The sequence below is a fragment of the Frankia sp. AgB1.9 genome (assembly GCF_016786355.1).
In the GTDB taxonomy this organism is placed as follows: Bacteria; Actinomycetota; Actinomycetes; order Frankiales; family Frankiaceae; genus Pseudofrankia.
Genome location: NZ_JADWYX010000010.1, coordinates 89,447 through 104,054 on the forward strand (window position 1 = coordinate 89,447; position 14,608 = coordinate 104,054).

At 71.5% G+C, this 14,608-nt stretch carries 15 protein-coding genes; 10 read left to right on the forward strand and 5 right to left on the reverse strand.

What is annotated here, in order from left to right:
• Positions 1 to 3 precede the first annotated feature (3 nt).
• From I6A60_RS05700 to thpR, 3 genes are all read right to left on the reverse strand, one after another.
• Positions 4 to 594, reverse strand: coding sequence for a winged helix-turn-helix domain-containing protein (locus I6A60_RS05700; RefSeq protein WP_203022001.1), 591 nt, complete (start codon positions 592 to 594; stop codon positions 4 to 6).
• 334 nt (positions 595 to 928) lie between these two features.
• Positions 929 to 1,027 carry a putative leader peptide gene (locus I6A60_RS43895; protein ID WP_368411151.1) on the reverse strand — a complete coding sequence of 33 codons (99 nt, stop codon included), beginning with the start codon at positions 1,025 to 1,027 and terminating at the stop codon, positions 929 to 931.
• An 83-nt stretch (positions 1,028 to 1,110) separates the two neighbouring features.
• On the reverse strand, positions 1,111 to 1,656 hold the full coding sequence (thpR, locus tag I6A60_RS05705; protein WP_203022002.1) for an RNA 2',3'-cyclic phosphodiesterase: 546 nt from the start codon (positions 1,654 to 1,656) through the stop codon (positions 1,111 to 1,113).
• Between the two features lie 122 nt (positions 1,657 to 1,778).
• On the opposite strand from thpR, the gene I6A60_RS05710 reads away from it, so the two are divergent.
• From I6A60_RS05710 to I6A60_RS05720, 3 genes are all read left to right on the forward strand, one after another.
• Complete coding sequence (locus I6A60_RS05710; protein WP_203022003.1) at positions 1,779 to 2,792, forward strand: Gfo/Idh/MocA family oxidoreductase; 1,014 nt, start codon at positions 1,779 to 1,781, stop codon at positions 2,790 to 2,792.
• Between the two features lie 105 nt (positions 2,793 to 2,897).
• On the forward strand, positions 2,898 to 3,326 hold the full coding sequence (locus I6A60_RS05715) for a MarR family transcriptional regulator (protein WP_013428168.1): 429 nt from the start codon (positions 2,898 to 2,900) through the stop codon (positions 3,324 to 3,326).
• 477 nt (positions 3,327 to 3,803) lie between these two features.
• The gene (locus I6A60_RS05720; RefSeq protein ID WP_013428169.1) at positions 3,804 to 5,171 is read left to right on the forward strand and encodes a citrate synthase; all 1,368 of its coding nucleotides are present in this window, start codon (positions 3,804 to 3,806) and stop codon (positions 5,169 to 5,171) included.
• Positions 5,172 to 5,437: 266 nt separating this feature from the next.
• Here the strand turns inward: I6A60_RS05720 and pdxH are convergent, their stop codons facing one another.
• Entirely contained in the window at positions 5,438 to 6,316 is an 879-nt protein-coding gene (gene pdxH / locus I6A60_RS05725; protein WP_307873543.1) for a pyridoxamine 5'-phosphate oxidase, read from the reverse strand.
• 374 nt (positions 6,317 to 6,690) lie between these two features.
• Between pdxH and I6A60_RS05730 the strand changes: the two genes are divergently transcribed.
• Entirely contained in the window at positions 6,691 to 7,788 is a 1,098-nt protein-coding gene (locus I6A60_RS05730; RefSeq protein ID WP_203022004.1) for a citrate synthase 2, read from the forward strand.
• Positions 7,772 to 8,917 carry a phosphoserine transaminase gene (gene serC, locus I6A60_RS05735; protein ID WP_203022005.1) on the forward strand — a complete coding sequence of 382 codons (1,146 nt, stop codon included), beginning with the start codon at positions 7,772 to 7,774 and terminating at the stop codon, positions 8,915 to 8,917. Before I6A60_RS05730 ends, serC begins: the two co-directional genes overlap by 17 nt.
• Before the next feature lie 138 nt (positions 8,918 to 9,055).
• Here the strand turns inward: serC and I6A60_RS05740 are convergent, their stop codons facing one another.
• Positions 9,056 to 9,424 carry a VOC family protein gene (locus I6A60_RS05740; protein ID WP_203012751.1) on the reverse strand — a complete coding sequence of 123 codons (369 nt, stop codon included), beginning with the start codon at positions 9,422 to 9,424 and terminating at the stop codon, positions 9,056 to 9,058.
• Positions 9,425 to 9,500: 76 nt separating this feature from the next.
• Between I6A60_RS05740 and I6A60_RS05745 the strand changes: the two genes are divergently transcribed.
• The 5 genes from I6A60_RS05745 (at position 9,501) to I6A60_RS43900 (ending at position 14,460) form a co-directional block, all read left to right on the forward strand.
• Positions 9,501 to 10,328, forward strand: coding sequence for an alpha/beta fold hydrolase (locus tag I6A60_RS05745; RefSeq protein WP_203012744.1), 828 nt, complete (start codon positions 9,501 to 9,503; stop codon positions 10,326 to 10,328).
• Positions 10,329 to 10,422: 94 nt separating this feature from the next.
• Complete coding sequence (locus I6A60_RS05750; RefSeq protein WP_203012743.1) at positions 10,423 to 10,926, forward strand: toxin-antitoxin system HicB family antitoxin; 504 nt, start codon at positions 10,423 to 10,425, stop codon at positions 10,924 to 10,926.
• A gap of 72 nt (positions 10,927 to 10,998) precedes the next feature.
• A complete protein-coding gene (locus I6A60_RS05755) occupies positions 10,999 to 11,847 on the forward strand; it encodes a DUF4097 family beta strand repeat-containing protein (protein WP_203012742.1) in 849 nt (282 codons plus the stop codon).
• 147 nt (positions 11,848 to 11,994) lie between these two features.
• Positions 11,995 to 12,456 (forward strand): NUDIX hydrolase, encoded by a 462-nt coding sequence (locus tag I6A60_RS05760; protein ID WP_238434852.1) that lies wholly within the window; start codon positions 11,995 to 11,997, stop codon positions 12,454 to 12,456.
• A 195-nt stretch (positions 12,457 to 12,651) separates the two neighbouring features.
• A complete protein-coding gene (locus I6A60_RS43900; protein WP_307874245.1) occupies positions 12,652 to 14,460 on the forward strand; it encodes a hypothetical protein in 1,809 nt (602 codons plus the stop codon).
• Positions 14,461 to 14,608: the final 148 nt, after the last annotated feature.

Consider the following 14,608-nt stretch of genomic DNA (forward strand, 5'->3'; position numbering starts at 1 on the left):
CGCTCAGGCGACCGTGTCGACGGAGGCCGGGCGGTAGCGGTACCCGACGCGGCGCACGGTCTCGATCCGGGACCGGTTGTCCGGACCGAGCTTGCGGCGCAGCCGGGTGACCAGCACGTCGACGGTCCGGCCGGCCTGGCCGGGGTCGTCGTCGACCCGGTGTCCCCAGACATGGCGCAGCAGGGCGGCACGCGAGTACACCCGGCCGGGGTGGCGGACCAGGAAGTCCAGCACCTCGAACTCCAGGTAGGTCAGGTTCAGCAGCTCGCCGTCGAGCCACGCGGCCCAGGCTGACCGGTCGACGGCCAGGCCCGCGCGGCTGCTCGGGATGGGCGCCGCGTAGGCACTGGTCGCCGTGGCGCCGCCCGGCGCGCCCGCGACCAGCGGTGCACGGTTGAACTGACGGAGGTCGAACCGCTCGCCCGGGCGAGCGACGCCGCCCGGCCGGCTCAGCGGGCCGCGGGCCGGCTGCGCCACCGGTGCCGCAGGGCTGGCCGGGCCGGACAGGCGGCGGACGGGGGCGACCGGGGCGAGCGAGCGCGTTGCGGCCAGCTGCTCCGAGGCGGCGCGGACCGTGGCGGGCTGGGGCGACATGGCGTTCTCCTTGGGCGTGGCGGCTGCGCGAGAGAGGCTTCGGGTGGTGGCGCGCGAGGGCGGGTTCCGCCCGCGGCGGCCGCCCGCCGGGCGGTCGGCCCTCTGGGGCTCGCGCCCAGGGCTTCGCGGGGTGGAAGGCCGCCGGTGGCTGCGCCGGCAGGTTCCCGGCGACGCGACGGCGCGCCGACCAGGAAGTGGGCGGGGAGGGGCGGCGGGCGAAGCCCGGCGCGGCTAGCCCCCGGAGGCAATCCCGGGAGGCGATGCGGGCCGCGTTGCTGACCGAGTCAGTGAGCGGTGCGGCCTGGAGTGGCTGGCGGCAGGGTCGGCGGGGTCCTCAGCGGACCGGACAGGCCGCGGAAGCGACCCGGAGCAGGTCGATGTGGCCCCGGGTGACCAGGTAAGCCGGCTTCAGCACAAGCCAACAGAAACACACCCGTAGCCGGCCCGCCAACGTTTCTACAGTGTGGCGTGATTCACTTTTCCACTTCTTGACTTAACAAACTGGACTTAAGTGCGTCAGGACCCGGTCAACGACCAGGTCGACTCGACCGCGTAGACCGGCTGGGGGCCCAGCACGCTTCTCATGAGGTCGAACCGATCGACCGTCCAGGCCAGGGGCGGCAGCTCGCCGAGGGCGGCCATCACCGCCCGCAGGTCCACGCGCTCGGTCGAGGCCCGGGCGTAGGCAAGGGTGAGGTGGGCCCGCAGCGGGCGGGGGTCCAGGTCGGCCACGCCCGACCGCTGCGCCGCGCGCCGGATCCCCGCGGCCAGCGGGGCCAGGTCGCCGTCGACCCCGGCCCACAGGACCCGGTCGCCGAACCGCCCGACGCCGGCCAGGCGCGCGTCCACCGGCGGATGGCGCCGGGCGACCCGGCCGAGCCGCTCGGCCAGCTCGGCGCGCAGGGCGTCATCGACCGAGCCGAGGAAGGCGAGCGTCAGGTGGCTGCGGGCCAGGTCCACCCAGCGCAGCGCCGGCGCCGTCGGTCTTGCTCGGGCCACCGCCACGCCGATCGCCTCGATGACCTCGGCCGGCGGCGTCACGGCGACGAACAGCCTCGCCATGCCCCCGATCATCGCCCATCCTGGTCAGACCAGCCCGACCGCCAGAGATCGAGAAGATTGCCGGCGACGGCTCGGCCCAACCGGTCGTCGCCGGCGCGCAGGCGGAGGCACTATCTGGTGCCATGACCACCGTTCCCGAGCTCGTCGGTCCGCGCGACCCGATCGCGGCGCAGACCTGGCGAGAGCAGCGGCGGGCGGCCCGGCGACGCGACCCACAGCTTCCGGTCGCCACGGCGCTGGTCACCGACGGATCCGAGCGGCTGACCGCGCGACTGCTGCGCGAGGCCGGCATGGACGTGGTCGGGCTGCTCGCGCCGGAGCCGCTGGAGTCGCTGGCCTGGGCGGCCGACGTGGGGGCCCCGCGCGCCTACGGCGACCTCGCCGCGCTGCTGTCGGACGACGTCGAGGCGGTCTGTATCGAGCTGGCGCCGCCGGCGTCCGACCTGATCGCCCAGCGGGCCGCCGAGGCGGGGCTCCACGTGCTGCTGGTCCGGGCGCTGACCGCCGACCCGGAGGCGCTGCGCGCCGTCGCCGACGTCGCGGAGGACGCGGATCTCGCGCACGTCGTGGCGTTCGACGACCGGGCCTGGCCGGCGGCCTGGCACGTGCAGGCGTCGGTGCCCGGGCTCGGCCGGCTCACCCAGATGACCGTCGTCGGCGCTCCGTCGGGGCCGCTCGGCCGGGCGGAGATCCTCGACCTGACCGTTCGCTGGTGTGGCGAGGTGCTGGCGGTCTGCGCCGACCCGGCCGTTATGCCGGCCCAGTTGCTGACCAGCACCGCGCCGGTGACCCTCGCGCTGCTGACCGCGAGCGGCGCGACGGTCCTCGTCCACGAGCAGATGGGCGCCAGGCTCACCGACGCGACCTTCACACTGTGCGGCGAGGCGGGCCGGATCGTGGTCGAGGGGCGCCGGGTCCGCCGGTCCGACCACGAAGGTGTGCGCACCGTGTGGATGCCGCCGCCGGTCTCGGATCGCCCGGGTCTGGTCGAGGCGACCTACGACCTGCTGCGCGCGGTCGAGCAGGACGACCCGGCGATGGTCCGCGGCGCCACCGTCCACGATCTGCTCACCGTGACCCGGCTGCAGGACGCGGCTCGGCGCTCCCGCGACGCCGGCGGCTGGGTGGAGCTTTAGTCCCGCGGGCCGGTCAGATGTCCGCTGTCGTCCGGTGAAAGCCGATTCGGTGGGCGCTTGCCGAGCGGCGGCTAGATCCCGAACTGGGGTCATGAGTACCGTCAGATGATGGACAGCGCCGCGAAGACCGAGCTTGCGTCGGCATTGCGTCTCTCGGTGATGCGGCTGTCGCGTCGGATGCGCCAGGAGCGGTCGAGCAGCCTCACGCCGACGCAGATCGCGGTACTCGCCACGCTGGAGCGGCACGGCCCGATGACCTTGGGCGAGATCGCGACGCATGAGCGGGTGCAGCCGCCCTCGATGACCCGGGTCATCAGCAATCTCGCGGATTCCGGCCTGGTAGCGAGGTCCGCGCACCCCACCGACGGTCGGCAGGTCATCGCGGAGGTCACCGAGGCCGGCCGGGCGCTGCTGGAGGCGGACCGGCGCCGTCGCGACGAATGGCTGGCCGAACGGCTCGCGGAGCTCTCCGACCTCGAGATCGCCGCGCTTCGCCGAGCGGCCCCGATCCTGGAGCGGCTCGCCGGCTCCTGAGCCGACCGAACCGACCGAGCCGGCCCGACGGCGTGGCGCGAGACCTGCGGCCCACGAAACAACCATCCGCTTGGCGATCTGCCACCGACTGTGACGACTTGCACCCGAAACAGCCGCCGGTCGCGGCGCGCCCGCCGGCCGTCGCGACAACGCTCAACACATCCCCATCGCCGCTGGGTATCACCCTTCCCGAGCAACGTTCGCCGGCCAGACCAACACGCCAGGTGGCCAGGTCACGGCGCTACGCGGTGGGTTCACAACAGTACGGACCAACTCGACCACGGGGGACAGACCGGGTGGCGCAGCCCACGTCGGATGTTCCGCACCGATCACGCGCATGTGGCGCCTCCAGCGACGAGACTTGGGAGCAACGAACTGCCAGCAAACCGGCGTGAGGGCTCCGCAACCCCGGACTCGGACGCCGGCGTCGTGCCAGCCCGTCGACCGACTGCGCTGCCACAGCGAGAGGAGCCCGGCGTGTCCGAGCAGGTCAGCACCCTGACCGTGACCGACAACCGCACCGGTCGTAGCTACGAAGTACCGATCAAAGACGGCGCCGTGCGCGCCGCGGACTTCCGCAAAATCAAGGTCGACGACGATGACTTCGGGTTGATGACCTACGACCCGGCGTTCACGAACACGGCGAGTTGCCGGAGCGAGATCACCTACATCGACGGCGACGCCGGCATTTTGCGGTACCGCGGCTACCCGATCCAGGATCTCGCCGAGAAGAGCAGCTTCCTGGAGGTCGCCTACCTCCTGCTGGCGGGCGAGCTGCCGTCGAAGGACGAGCTGGCCACCTGGGAAGACGAGATCACGCACCACACGCTGGTGCATGAGTCGATCAAGAAGTTCATCGACGGCTTCCATCACGACGCGCACCCGATGGGCATGCTCGTCTCGTCCGTCGGTGCACTGTCGACGTTCTACCCGGACGCCAAGAAGATCAAGGACCCGGGACTGCGCCGCCTGCAGATCGTTCGCCTGATCGCGAAGATCACCACGCTCGCTGGCTACTCCTACCGGCACTCGGTCGGGTTCCCGTACGCGTACCCGGACAACGACCTGTCGTACGCCGGGAACTTCCTCAACATGATGTGGAAGGCGACGGAGCTCAAGTACGAGCCCGACCCCAACCTCGAGCACGCGCTCGACGTGCTGTTCATCCTGCACGCCGACCACGAGCAGAACTGCTCCGCGAACGCCATGCGCGCGGTCGGCAGCTCCGAGGCCGACCCGTTCTCGGCCGCCGCCGCGGCCATCGCCGCGCTCTACGGCCCGCTGCACGGCGGCGCCAACGAGCAGGTCCTGCGGATGCTCCGCGACATCGGTTCGGTGGAGAACATCCCGACCTTCATCGCCCAGGTGAAGGACGGCAAGAAGAAGCTCATGGGCTTCGGGCACCGGGTCTACAAGAACTACGACCCGCGGGCCCGGGTCATCCGCTCGATCGCCGACGAGGTCTTCAAGGTGACGGGCACCAACCCGCTGCTCGACCTGGCGATGGAGCTGGAGCGGATCGCCCTTTCGGACGAGTACTTCATCTCCCGCAAGCTGTACCCGAACGTCGACTTCTACACGGGCATCATCTACCAGGCCATGGGTTTCCCGGTGGAGATGTTCCCGGTGCTGTTCGCGATCGGCCGCATGCCCGGCTGGCTCGCCCAGTGGGAGGAGGGCCTGCTCGACCCCGAGCAGAAGATCGCCCGCCCGCGCCAGCTCTACGTCGGCTACGACGAGCGCCCATACGTCCCGATGTCGGCTCGCACCGCCGACATCGACGCCGACGTGGACGCCATCGCCGCCCAGGCGGCCCAGGCCGCCCCGGAGCGCCCGCTGCGCTAAGTCCGGCCTGGGCCTGGCTGGGGTTCCTGATTTGCGCTCGCCAGCCGAGCCCGCATTGCCTGACTTAGCCGGTCCAGCAGCCCACGCGGTACGACCAAAAGGCCGGCCCGACCCCTGATCCACGGGGGCGGGCCGGCCTTTCGTCGTCCCCCGGCATCTTGATCGCCGTTTTGGCCTTCCGATGGTTGTATCCGTGCCACGAACACGACCACGCGAGGGCCTGAACGGCGATCAATGGGGCCGCCCCTGACCACGGCCGGCGCGGTTCAGGGAGACAGGCGTTCTATGACCCAGTTTTCCGGGCCATTGGGGCCGGGAGCGGTGGAGCGGCGGTAGCGAAGGCGGTCGTGGAGGCGGTCGGGGCGGCCCTGCCAGAACTCGACCGTTTCGGGCACGACCAGGAGGCCACCCCAGAAGGTCGGGACAGGGATCTCGGTGCCCTCGGGCCAGCGTTCGGCAAAGTGCGCGTCGCGCCGTTCCAGCTCTGTACGCGAGGCCAGCACGGCGGACTGCCGGCTGGCCCAGGCGCCGAGTTGGCTGCCACGCGGCCGAGAACGGAAGTAGTCGGCCGAATGGGTTCGTGAGATCCGTTCGACGGCGCCGACGACAATCACCTGGCGTTCCAGCGAGTACCAGGGGAAGACGAGGCTACCGTGCGGGTTGGCGGCGGTTTCCTGGCCCTTGCGCGAGGAGTAGTTGGTGAATAGCAGGAACCCCTCGGCGCTGAAGCCCTTCAGTAGCACAGTGCGGGCGCTTGGCCGGCCGTCAGCGTCGGCGGTGCCGAAGACCATGGCGTTCGGCTCGAGCACCCCGGAGCCGGGGGCCTCGGCGTCGGCGAACCAGCGGGCGAACTGTTCCACCCAGCCGGCTGCCAGGTCACGCTCGTCGAGCCAGCCGGAGTCGTAGACGCGCCGCAGGCCGCCAAGGTTCGCGGTCGCGTCCGCGGTGTCGCCCTCGGAACCGGCAAGCTCGGCGCGGCCAGGCCGCTGGCGGCCGTGGAAGACGCCGACTTGCTTGTCGTCCCCACGATCTTCGCGTTCCGCGGAACGCGGCGGCGGCTCGCTGGAGCTGGCCGTGTCGCCGGCCTGCCCGGGGGGCCCGGCTGGCCCGGGGAGCCTGGCGGGTGCGGCGTCGCGGGCGGCCATAGGCCCGATCCTGGCACCGCCGCGATGCCCGTGATCCCGCGGCGCCCCGTCGGACCTGCGGGAGACCGGCGGCGACGCACCGCCGATGACCGTTACACGCCGGTTTCAGCACCCGGTCGGCTTCGGCCAGATGTGAGGTACGACACCTCGTCGTCATGGGGGTTTCTCCGCGGCACTACTGAGGCGAAGGTCCGTCGAGAAGAGTTGGATGGAGGGATGGCCGGAGGGCGCCCAACCTGGCGGGCTCCGTCAGCCACGCACAGCCGCGGCGGCAGGACGCTCGCCACCCGGGCGACACGGGATCCGACCCGAACCAGGCAACACCGAACGACAACAGGAATCAGTCGCGTACTCAGAGCGGAGATCCGGACTCGATGGCCGAGAAGACAAGCGATTTCAAGCCCGGGCTGGAAGGCGTCATCGCCTTTGAGACCGAGATCGCCGAGCCGGACAAGGAAGGCAGTGCGCTGCGCTATCGCGGCGTCGACATCGAGGACCTGGTCGGCAAGGTCGACTACGGCCACGTCTGGGGCCTGCTCGTCGATGGCTCCTTCGAGCCTGGCCTTCCGCCGGCCGAGCCGTTCCCGGTGCCGGTGCACTCCGGTGACATAAGAGTCGACGTGCAGAGCGCGCTGGCCATGCTCGCGCCGTACTGGGGCTTCGGCCAGCTGATCGACATCCCGGACGAGCAGGCCCGGATGGACCTGGCCCGGTCGTCCGTGATGGCGCTGTCCTTCGTCGCGCAGTCCGCCCGCGGCCTCGGGCTCCCGGCGGTGCCGCAGACCGAGGTCGACAAGGCTCGGACGATCACCGAACGGTTCATGATCCGCTGGCGCGGCGAGCCGGACCCGAAGCACGTTCAGGCCGTCGACGCCTACTGGGTGTCCGCTGCCGAGCACGGCATGAACGCCTCGACGTTCACCGCCCGGGTCATCGCCTCCACCGGTGCCGACTGCGCCGCGGCGCTGTCGGGCGCGGTCGGCGCGCTGTCCGGCCCGTTGCACGGCGGGGCGCCGTCCCGGGTGCTCGCCATGCTCGACGAGGTCGAGCGGACCGGCGACCCGGTCGGCTACGTGAAGCAGGCGCTGGACAACCACGAGCGGCTGATGGGCTTCGGCCACCGGGTCTACCGGGCCGAGGACCCCCGCGCCCGGGTGCTGCGGCGCACGGCCCGCGACCTCGGCTCGCACCGCTACGAGGTGGCCGAGGCCCTGGAGGCCGCGGCCATCGAGGAGCTGACGAACCGGTACCCGGACCGCCCGCTGCGGACGAACGTCGAGTTCTGGTCGGCCGTGGTGCTGGACTTCGCCGAGGTGCCGGCACATATGTTCACGTCCATGTTCACCTGCGCGCGGACCGCTGGGTGGAGCGCGCACGTCATGGAACAGAAGCGCACCGGACGGTTGATCCGGCCGTCCGCGCGCTACATCGGTCCGGCGCCTCGGCCCCTGGGGGATGTGGCAAGTGCCTGATACGCAGCAGACGTCAACGACGATTGTTCTGCCTGATCATCTTCGCCCGGTCGACGGCCGCTTTGGCTGCGGGCCGTCGAAGATCCGGCCGGAGGCGGTGGCGGCCCTCGCCGCGACCGGCACCAGCCTCCTTGGCACCTCCCACCGGCAGAAGCCGGTCAAGAACCTGGTGGGCCGGGTCCGGTCCGGGCTCGCGCAGCTGTTCTCGCTGCCCGACGGCTACGAGGTCGTCCTCGGTGTTGGCGGGTCCACCGCCTTCTGGGACGCGGCCGCGTTCAACCTGGTCCGGGAACGCTCGCAGCACCTCGTCTTCGGCGAGTTCGGCGGCAAGTTCGCCGAGACGACCACAGGTGCCCCATTCTTGGCTGACCCGTCGGTGATCAGGTCCGAGCCCGGCTCGCACCCGGACTGGTCGCCGCTGGCCGGTGTCGACGCCTACGCGACCCCGCACAACGAGACGTCGACGGGCGTCGCCAAGCCGGTCCGCCGCCCGGTGGGCGCCGACGCCGGCGCGCTGCACCTGGTCGACGCGACCTCCGGCGCCGGCGGCCTGCCGGTCGACGTGGCCGAGACCGACGTCTACTACTTCGCGCCGCAGAAGTGCTTCGCCTCCGACGGCGGTCTGTTCGTGGCTCTGATGTCGCCGGCGGCGCTCGCCCGGCTGGGCGAGATCAAGGCGACGGACCGGTGGATTCCGCCGTTCCTGGACCTGACGACCGCGCTCGACAACTCCACCAAGGACCAGACGTACAACACCCCCTCGGTGGCGACGCTGTTCCTGTTCGCCGAGCAGCTGGACTGGATGAACGGTCAGGGCGGTCTGGACTGGTGCGTCGCCCGGACCGCCGAGTCGAGCTCGATCCTCTACAACTGGGCCGAGAAGACGCCCTACGTCACGCCCTTCGTCGCCGATCCGGCGCAGCGGTCGCAGGTCGTCGTGACGATCGACTTCGACGGAGTGGACGCGGCGGCGGTCGCCAAGGTGCTGCGGGCGAACGGCGTCGTCGACGTCGAGCCGTACCGCAAGCTCGGGCGCAACCAGCTGCGGGTCGCCTGCTTCCCCGCGATCGAACCGAGCGACGTCCAGGCACTCACCGGCGCGATCGAATACGCCGTCGAGCGGCTCTGACCAGGCGCTAGGCCCGGCCCACCCGACGGTGACGGGCACGACCGACCGGGCGGGGGGCCCGCCCCCCCCGCGCCCCCCCCCCCGGGGCGGGGGGGGGGGGGGGCCCCCCCCCCCCACCCACGGCGAACGACGGCTTCGTTACTGGCCGGGCGGGGGTTCCCACAGCTCGAATCGGGTCCCCTCCGGATCCACGGCCCAGCCGAACCGTCCGTACTCGGATTCGGCGACGTCGTCGATCACCTCGACGCCCTCGGCGCGTAGCTGCGCGAGCATCCCGTCCAGACTGGTCACCCGGAAGTTGACCATGAACGCCTGCTCGGGCCGACCGAAGTAGTCGGTATCCGCGTCGAAGATCGCCCAGGTGGTGGAGCCACCGGGTCCCCAGGCAAACTGGATGCCGCCGAATTCGGCCAGGTCGATACCCAGGTGCTTCGCGTACCAGTCCCGAAGACTCGCGCTTCCCCCTGCTCGCTGGAAAACGCCGCCGATGCCAGTCACCCGTTCCATCCGCCAACACTAACGCGGGGCTTTCCCGGTGGAGATTGCCTGGTGGCCGTGTCGGAGCGGCTGCTAGGAATACGGTGTGATCAAACTGACCGACGGTACGCAGCTGTGGACCACGGCCAGCGGTGCCGGTCCGCCCATCGTGCTGTGTCATGGCGGCCCAGGATTGTGGGATTATCTCGCGCCGCTGGCCGGGCTGCTGGATGACGTGTTCACGGTGATCCGGTTCGATCAGCGTGGGTGCGGACGTTCCACCGACGGCGGTGGCGGACGGTTCACGATCGCGCAGGCCCTGGACGACCTCGACCAGGTTCGGGCCGCCTACGGAGTGGACCGCTGGGGCGTGGTCGGGCATTCCTGGGGCGCTGAGCTGGGCCTGCGTTACGCCGCGCGTTCGCCAGACCGGGTGACAGGCGTCGCCTACGTCGCCGGCGTCGGCGCGGGCAACGGATTCCGCGACCGGTACATCGCTGAGCGGCAGCGCCGCCTGGGCGCGGACCTGCCCCGATGGACGGAACTCGCCGATCGCCGCCGCAGTCCGGCCGAGGAACGGGAGTGGTGCCTGCTGCAGTGGCGGCCCGACTTCTCCCCTGGTCCGGCGGCGGCCGGTCACGCGGCCGCGCTGTGGGCCACCCGTCCCCCGGACGCCGAGGTGAACTTCGCGGCCAACCGACAGCTCTGGGCGGAACGCAAGACGGAAGACCTGCTCACCGTCGCCGCCGGGCTGTTCGTGCCGGTCACCATGCTCCTCGGCGCCGACGATCCGCGCCCCTGGCAGGCGACGGATTCGCTGTTGGCCGCGTTGCCGCATGGAGATCGGATCGTGTTCGACGGGGCCGGGCACGCTCCGTGGGTCGAACAGCCATCGGCGGTCCGCGACGCGATCCTGGTGGCCCTCGCGCGGTAGCGGCAGGCCGAGGCCAGCCGGGATGGCACCGTTCTGGTGCCAAATTGATGCCAAGACTCTTGTATCGGAGCCATGATGGTGCCATGATGGCGCCATGGAGCTCAGCAAGTATGTGGACAGGCTCGGACAGGAGCTCGTCACGTTGTTGGAGACCGGCGGCGACGACGTTCGCGAGCTGGTCGAGCGGCTGACGGGCGGGCTGGAGTCAGCGATCCGGCTGACGCTGCTGGAGACGTTGTCCGCGGCGGCGGACGAGATCACCAGGGACCTCGCGCCCGGGTCGGTGGAGCTGCGGCTGCGCGGGCGGGAGCCCGAGTTCGTCGTCGCGGTGCCCCTGACGGACCAGCCGGCCGAGGAGCAGCCACCCGCGGCAGTGCCGGACCCCGTGTCGGAGGAAGGCGCGACGGCGCGGATCAACGTACGACTGCCCGAACAGCTCAAGACCGCCGTCGAGGAGGCAGCCGCCAAGGAAGGCCGCTCGGTGAACGCCTGGCTCGTCCGCGCCGCGGCCACCGCGCTGCGGTCGCCGCAGGAAGCCGCGACCCGGCCGGCCGGCGGGAAACGCGGTACGCAACACGTCACCGGCTGGGTCCGCTAACACCCACCCCTGGTCCGCCGGAACCCATTCCGAGCACCCAAACAAACCATCGGCACATTCGTGAGGACAGCCATGCCCATTTTCGACACACCCGCACCGATTCTGGCCACCCTGGAGCTTATCTGCGGCAACGCGAGAATCATCGCGACCGACCGCGTGGACACGGTCGTCGACGTCCGCCCGACCGACCCGGACGACGAGTCCGACGTCGAGGCCGCCAAGCAGACCCGCGTCGAGTACGCCGACGGCGCGCTGCTCGTGCGGGCACCCCGGGCCCGGGCCCGGGCCTTCTCCCGCCAGACGAGATCCGTCGACGTGACCATCGAGCTCCCGGCCACGTCCCAGGTGGACTTCGAGGCGTCCGTCGGCGACGTGACCAGCTCCGGCGAGCTGGGGGAATGCAGGGTCAAGACGACCATGGGCACCATCCGGTTGGAGCATTGCGGACCTGTCCGGCTGAGCAGCGGGGCCGGGCCGATCACCATCGACCGCGTGACCGGCGACGCCGACGTCAAGACCGGCACGGGCTCGGTGCGGGTCGGCGCGGTCGACGGGGACGCGGTGGTCCGCAACTCCAACGGGACCACCCGGGTCGGAGCGGTGACCGGGGAGGTCCGGGTCCGCAACTCCAACGGGGAGATCGTGATCGACCGCGCGGTCGCCGGCGTCGACGCCCGGACGGCCAACGGCGCCATCCAGGTAGGCGGGGTCGTCAGCGGCGCCGTCTCGCTCCGGACGGCCGCCGGCAACGTCGAGGTGGGCATCGCGGCCGGTACCGCGGCGTGGCTGGACGTCCAGACCGCACACGGCAACGTGCACAACGAGCTCGACAACGTCACCGACGAGCCCGGCGAGGCCGAGCACAAGGTGGAGGTCCGCGTGCAGACCTCCTTCGGCGACATCCGGGTGCACCGTGCCTGACCGCGGCTGAGGGGCCGCTGACGAGGACGACCGATGACCGTAAGCCGGTGCGCTGGCGGCTCGCGCCGATCCCCGACCTCCTGGCGAAGACCGGGCCGGGCCGGGGATCGGATGGTCATGGCCGGCCGGCAGCAGTGCGAACGGAAAATGTGTGGATCAGGGGGAGCGTCCGTGGCCGGACAACAATCTGGTGATTCCGTCCGCCTCGCCGCACGGGTGGTTCTTCTGCATACCAGCGGCGCGGTACTCCTCCAGCTGCACGGCGGGCCGCACGAGCCACACTGGGCCTGCCCCGGCGGCGGTATCGAGCCCGGCGAGGACCCCCTCGCCGCGGCCCGCAGAGAACTTCTCGAGGAAACCGGGCGCGACGACGAACCAGGCGATCAGCTCTGGGAGTGGCGCCACCGTTTTTTCTTCGCCGGCGAACCCGTCACCCAGCACGAGACGTATTTCCTGGCCCGTACCGCCAGCCGGCACGTCCCGCGTCACCTTCCAGACCCCGAGGACGGGATCGTCCTGCGAGCGTGGCTGACAACGGGCGAAATCCGCCGCCTCGCCGAACCGGTCTGGCCTCCAGACCTCCCCGACCTCGTCGACCGACTGGGCTGAGCGGAAGGCAACGCCGAATGTCGCTCCCTACGGCCGTCCGTGAGCCCGACGTCGATGCCCGGTCGGGTCGCGGAGGCGACAGCGCCGTCGGATTGTCTCGCCTGCGCCAGCATGCGACATTTCGGGCGTGATTTCGGATCTTGAGGACGCGCTCAAGAGGGATTCCCAGCCAGAACCCGCCGCCAGGGCGGAACCGTGCGGACCTTTCGAGGTGCCGACGCGATGATCGTGCTGGGCATCGAGGCAGGGTGGGTGGACGTCGCGACGGCGGCGGCGCTCCTGGCCTGGGCAGCGGTGACCGCCATGGTGGCGCTGACCCGGTTCGGGATCAGGAGGGAGCTGCGGTACGAGGGACGGCCGGTCGCGGCGGGGCCGGAACCGGCGTTGGCCGCCGCCCTGGCCGCCGACCCCGCGGCCGTGCCGTCGACGGCGGTGGCGACCGTCGTTCTCGATCTCGCCCGGCGCGGACTCGTCGAGATCTGGCGCGATGACCGGTTCGGCGTGCTGGTCCAGGTACGGCCGGAGCGAGCGCGGTCTGCGGGCCGCGGGCCGACGCCTGCCTGGTCGAACCGGGCCGAGCACGCCTACGCCGGGCCCGCGGACGGCGCCGGCGATCCACCGCTCGCCGCGCACGAGATCGCGGTGCTACGCCTCGTGACGGTCCGCACGACGGCGGGACCGCTTCCCGCCGCAGCGCTGTTCCAGGAGGCGGCACCGTCGCCGGCGCAGTGGCGGGACGAGTTGGTGGCGGAGGCCGAACGCGCCGCCACCCGGTTCCAGACCCCACGGCGGCGCCGAGTCCGCCACCTCACCACGGCCAGCGTCTTCCTGCTCCTCGCCGCCTCGATGCTCGCCGGGTTCACGGCCTCGCGTCGCTTTGTGAAGCCGGAGATCGAGACCGAGGGCAGCATCAACAGCCCCGCCGAGCAGTGGTTCTTCGCCTTCATCCTCGTCCTGCTGGCCACCGCCACGACCTCGGTGATCCTGATCGGCGGCGCGCGCAACGAGGACGACAGGCGCCGGCGCGGACGCTGGCAACGAGCCACCTCGGGCCTGGCCGCGGATCCAGACCTCGCGGCGGCCGGACCGGAGGCGATCAGCGCCCTCGATCATCGGCTCGTGTACGCGGCGGCGCTGGGGCAGGCCCCCGCGGCGGTCGAGCCGTTCGCGCCGGACGAGTCACCAGAGGCAGCGGCCTGGACCGCCCGAAGCGGCACGCCACGGCGGGTCGCCATTCGACTCGACCCAGCGATCGACACCGACAGTCACGGTGAGCCGCGAGGTGTCGGCAGCGACGGCGTCGACCATGACCGCCGCGGGTACGACGGCGGCTTCGGCGATCCGGCCGGTGGGACGGTCGGCGAGCGGCCGACCGTCGGGGAGGTGGTGCGTGCCCGCCGCACACCGGCCGGCGCATGGTGGATTGCGGTCCACGACGGTGCCTCCGATTACGCGATCGCGCGCCGGATCGAGCTGCATGACGCGGATCCCGCCCCCGGCGTCGGGGCGATCGTGCGCCTTTCTCGGGACGCCGGCGCACGCGCCTGGTCGGTCGACGTCCTGGAGCCGGCACCGGCGCAGGCCGTCGTCGCGGCCCGGCCGGATCCGACGGCGCTCCTCGACGTCGCGGACCTGAGGCAGGTGTTTCCGGGAAGCCAGATCGAGGCCCTGCCGGCGGCGCTCAGGCAGATCAGAAGCTTCCACGTCCGTCGAGCGGGCAGCCCCAAGCTGATCGTCCAGTGCCTGGTGTTCACCGCCGGCCCGCTGAGGACGTTGCTGATGACCATGTCCCGCCGGCGGCGGCTACCCGTGCCCGGCGAGGTCTACCTACGCGGCCACGTCCGAGCGGTGATCCTCGTCGGCGATCTCGCCGTCGCCGTTGACATCACCGGCCGCGACGTCAAGGACCGGCGCGATCTGCTCACCGCGCTGGCCCGCATCGTGGTGGCCCGTCTCGGCGTCCCCGTCGGCAATCCCGCGCCGCAACCCCCGGCCCGCCTGTAGCTGAGACCAGCCGAACCCGGCGGGCCCGGAGCGTCCGCAGATCGGGAACGTATTGACCGTGGCCAGGCCCGCGTCGAGCTTAGAAACGGCATGGCCCATCGCTGGGAGACCTCTGGTGGGGCAGAGGTTGGCGGGTGACACTCGTCCC

Bases quoted from the DNA above. Each gene is read 5' to 3' on its own strand.
- I6A60_RS05750 (WP_203012743.1), top strand. From the start codon at position 10,423: ATGGAGCTCAGCAAGTATGTGGACAGGCTCGGACAGGAGCTCGTCACG.
- I6A60_RS05740 (WP_203012751.1), bottom strand. From the start codon at position 9,424: ATGGAACGGGTGACTGGCATCGGCGGCGTTTTCCAGCGAGCAGGGGGA.
- I6A60_RS05760 (WP_238434852.1), top strand. From the start codon at position 11,995: ATGTGTGGATCAGGGGGAGCGTCCGTGGCCGGACAACAATCTGGTGAT.
- I6A60_RS05700 (WP_203022001.1), bottom strand. From the start codon at position 594: ATGTCGCCCCAGCCCGCCACGGTCCGCGCCGCCTCGGAGCAGCTGGCC.
- I6A60_RS05755 (WP_203012742.1), top strand. From the start codon at position 10,999: ATGCCCATTTTCGACACACCCGCACCGATTCTGGCCACCCTGGAGCTT.
- pdxH (WP_307873543.1), bottom strand. From the start codon at position 6,316: ATGGCCGCCCGCGACGCCGCACCCGCCAGGCTCCCCGGGCCAGCCGGG.
- thpR (WP_203022002.1), bottom strand. From the start codon at position 1,656: ATGGCGAGGCTGTTCGTCGCCGTGACGCCGCCGGCCGAGGTCATCGAG.
- serC (WP_203022005.1), top strand. From the start codon at position 7,772: ATGTGGCAAGTGCCTGATACGCAGCAGACGTCAACGACGATTGTTCTG.
- I6A60_RS05710 (WP_203022003.1), top strand. From the start codon at position 1,779: ATGACCACCGTTCCCGAGCTCGTCGGTCCGCGCGACCCGATCGCGGCG.
- I6A60_RS05730 (WP_203022004.1), top strand. From the start codon at position 6,691: ATGGCCGAGAAGACAAGCGATTTCAAGCCCGGGCTGGAAGGCGTCATC.
- I6A60_RS05715 (WP_013428168.1), top strand. From the start codon at position 2,898: ATGATGGACAGCGCCGCGAAGACCGAGCTTGCGTCGGCATTGCGTCTC.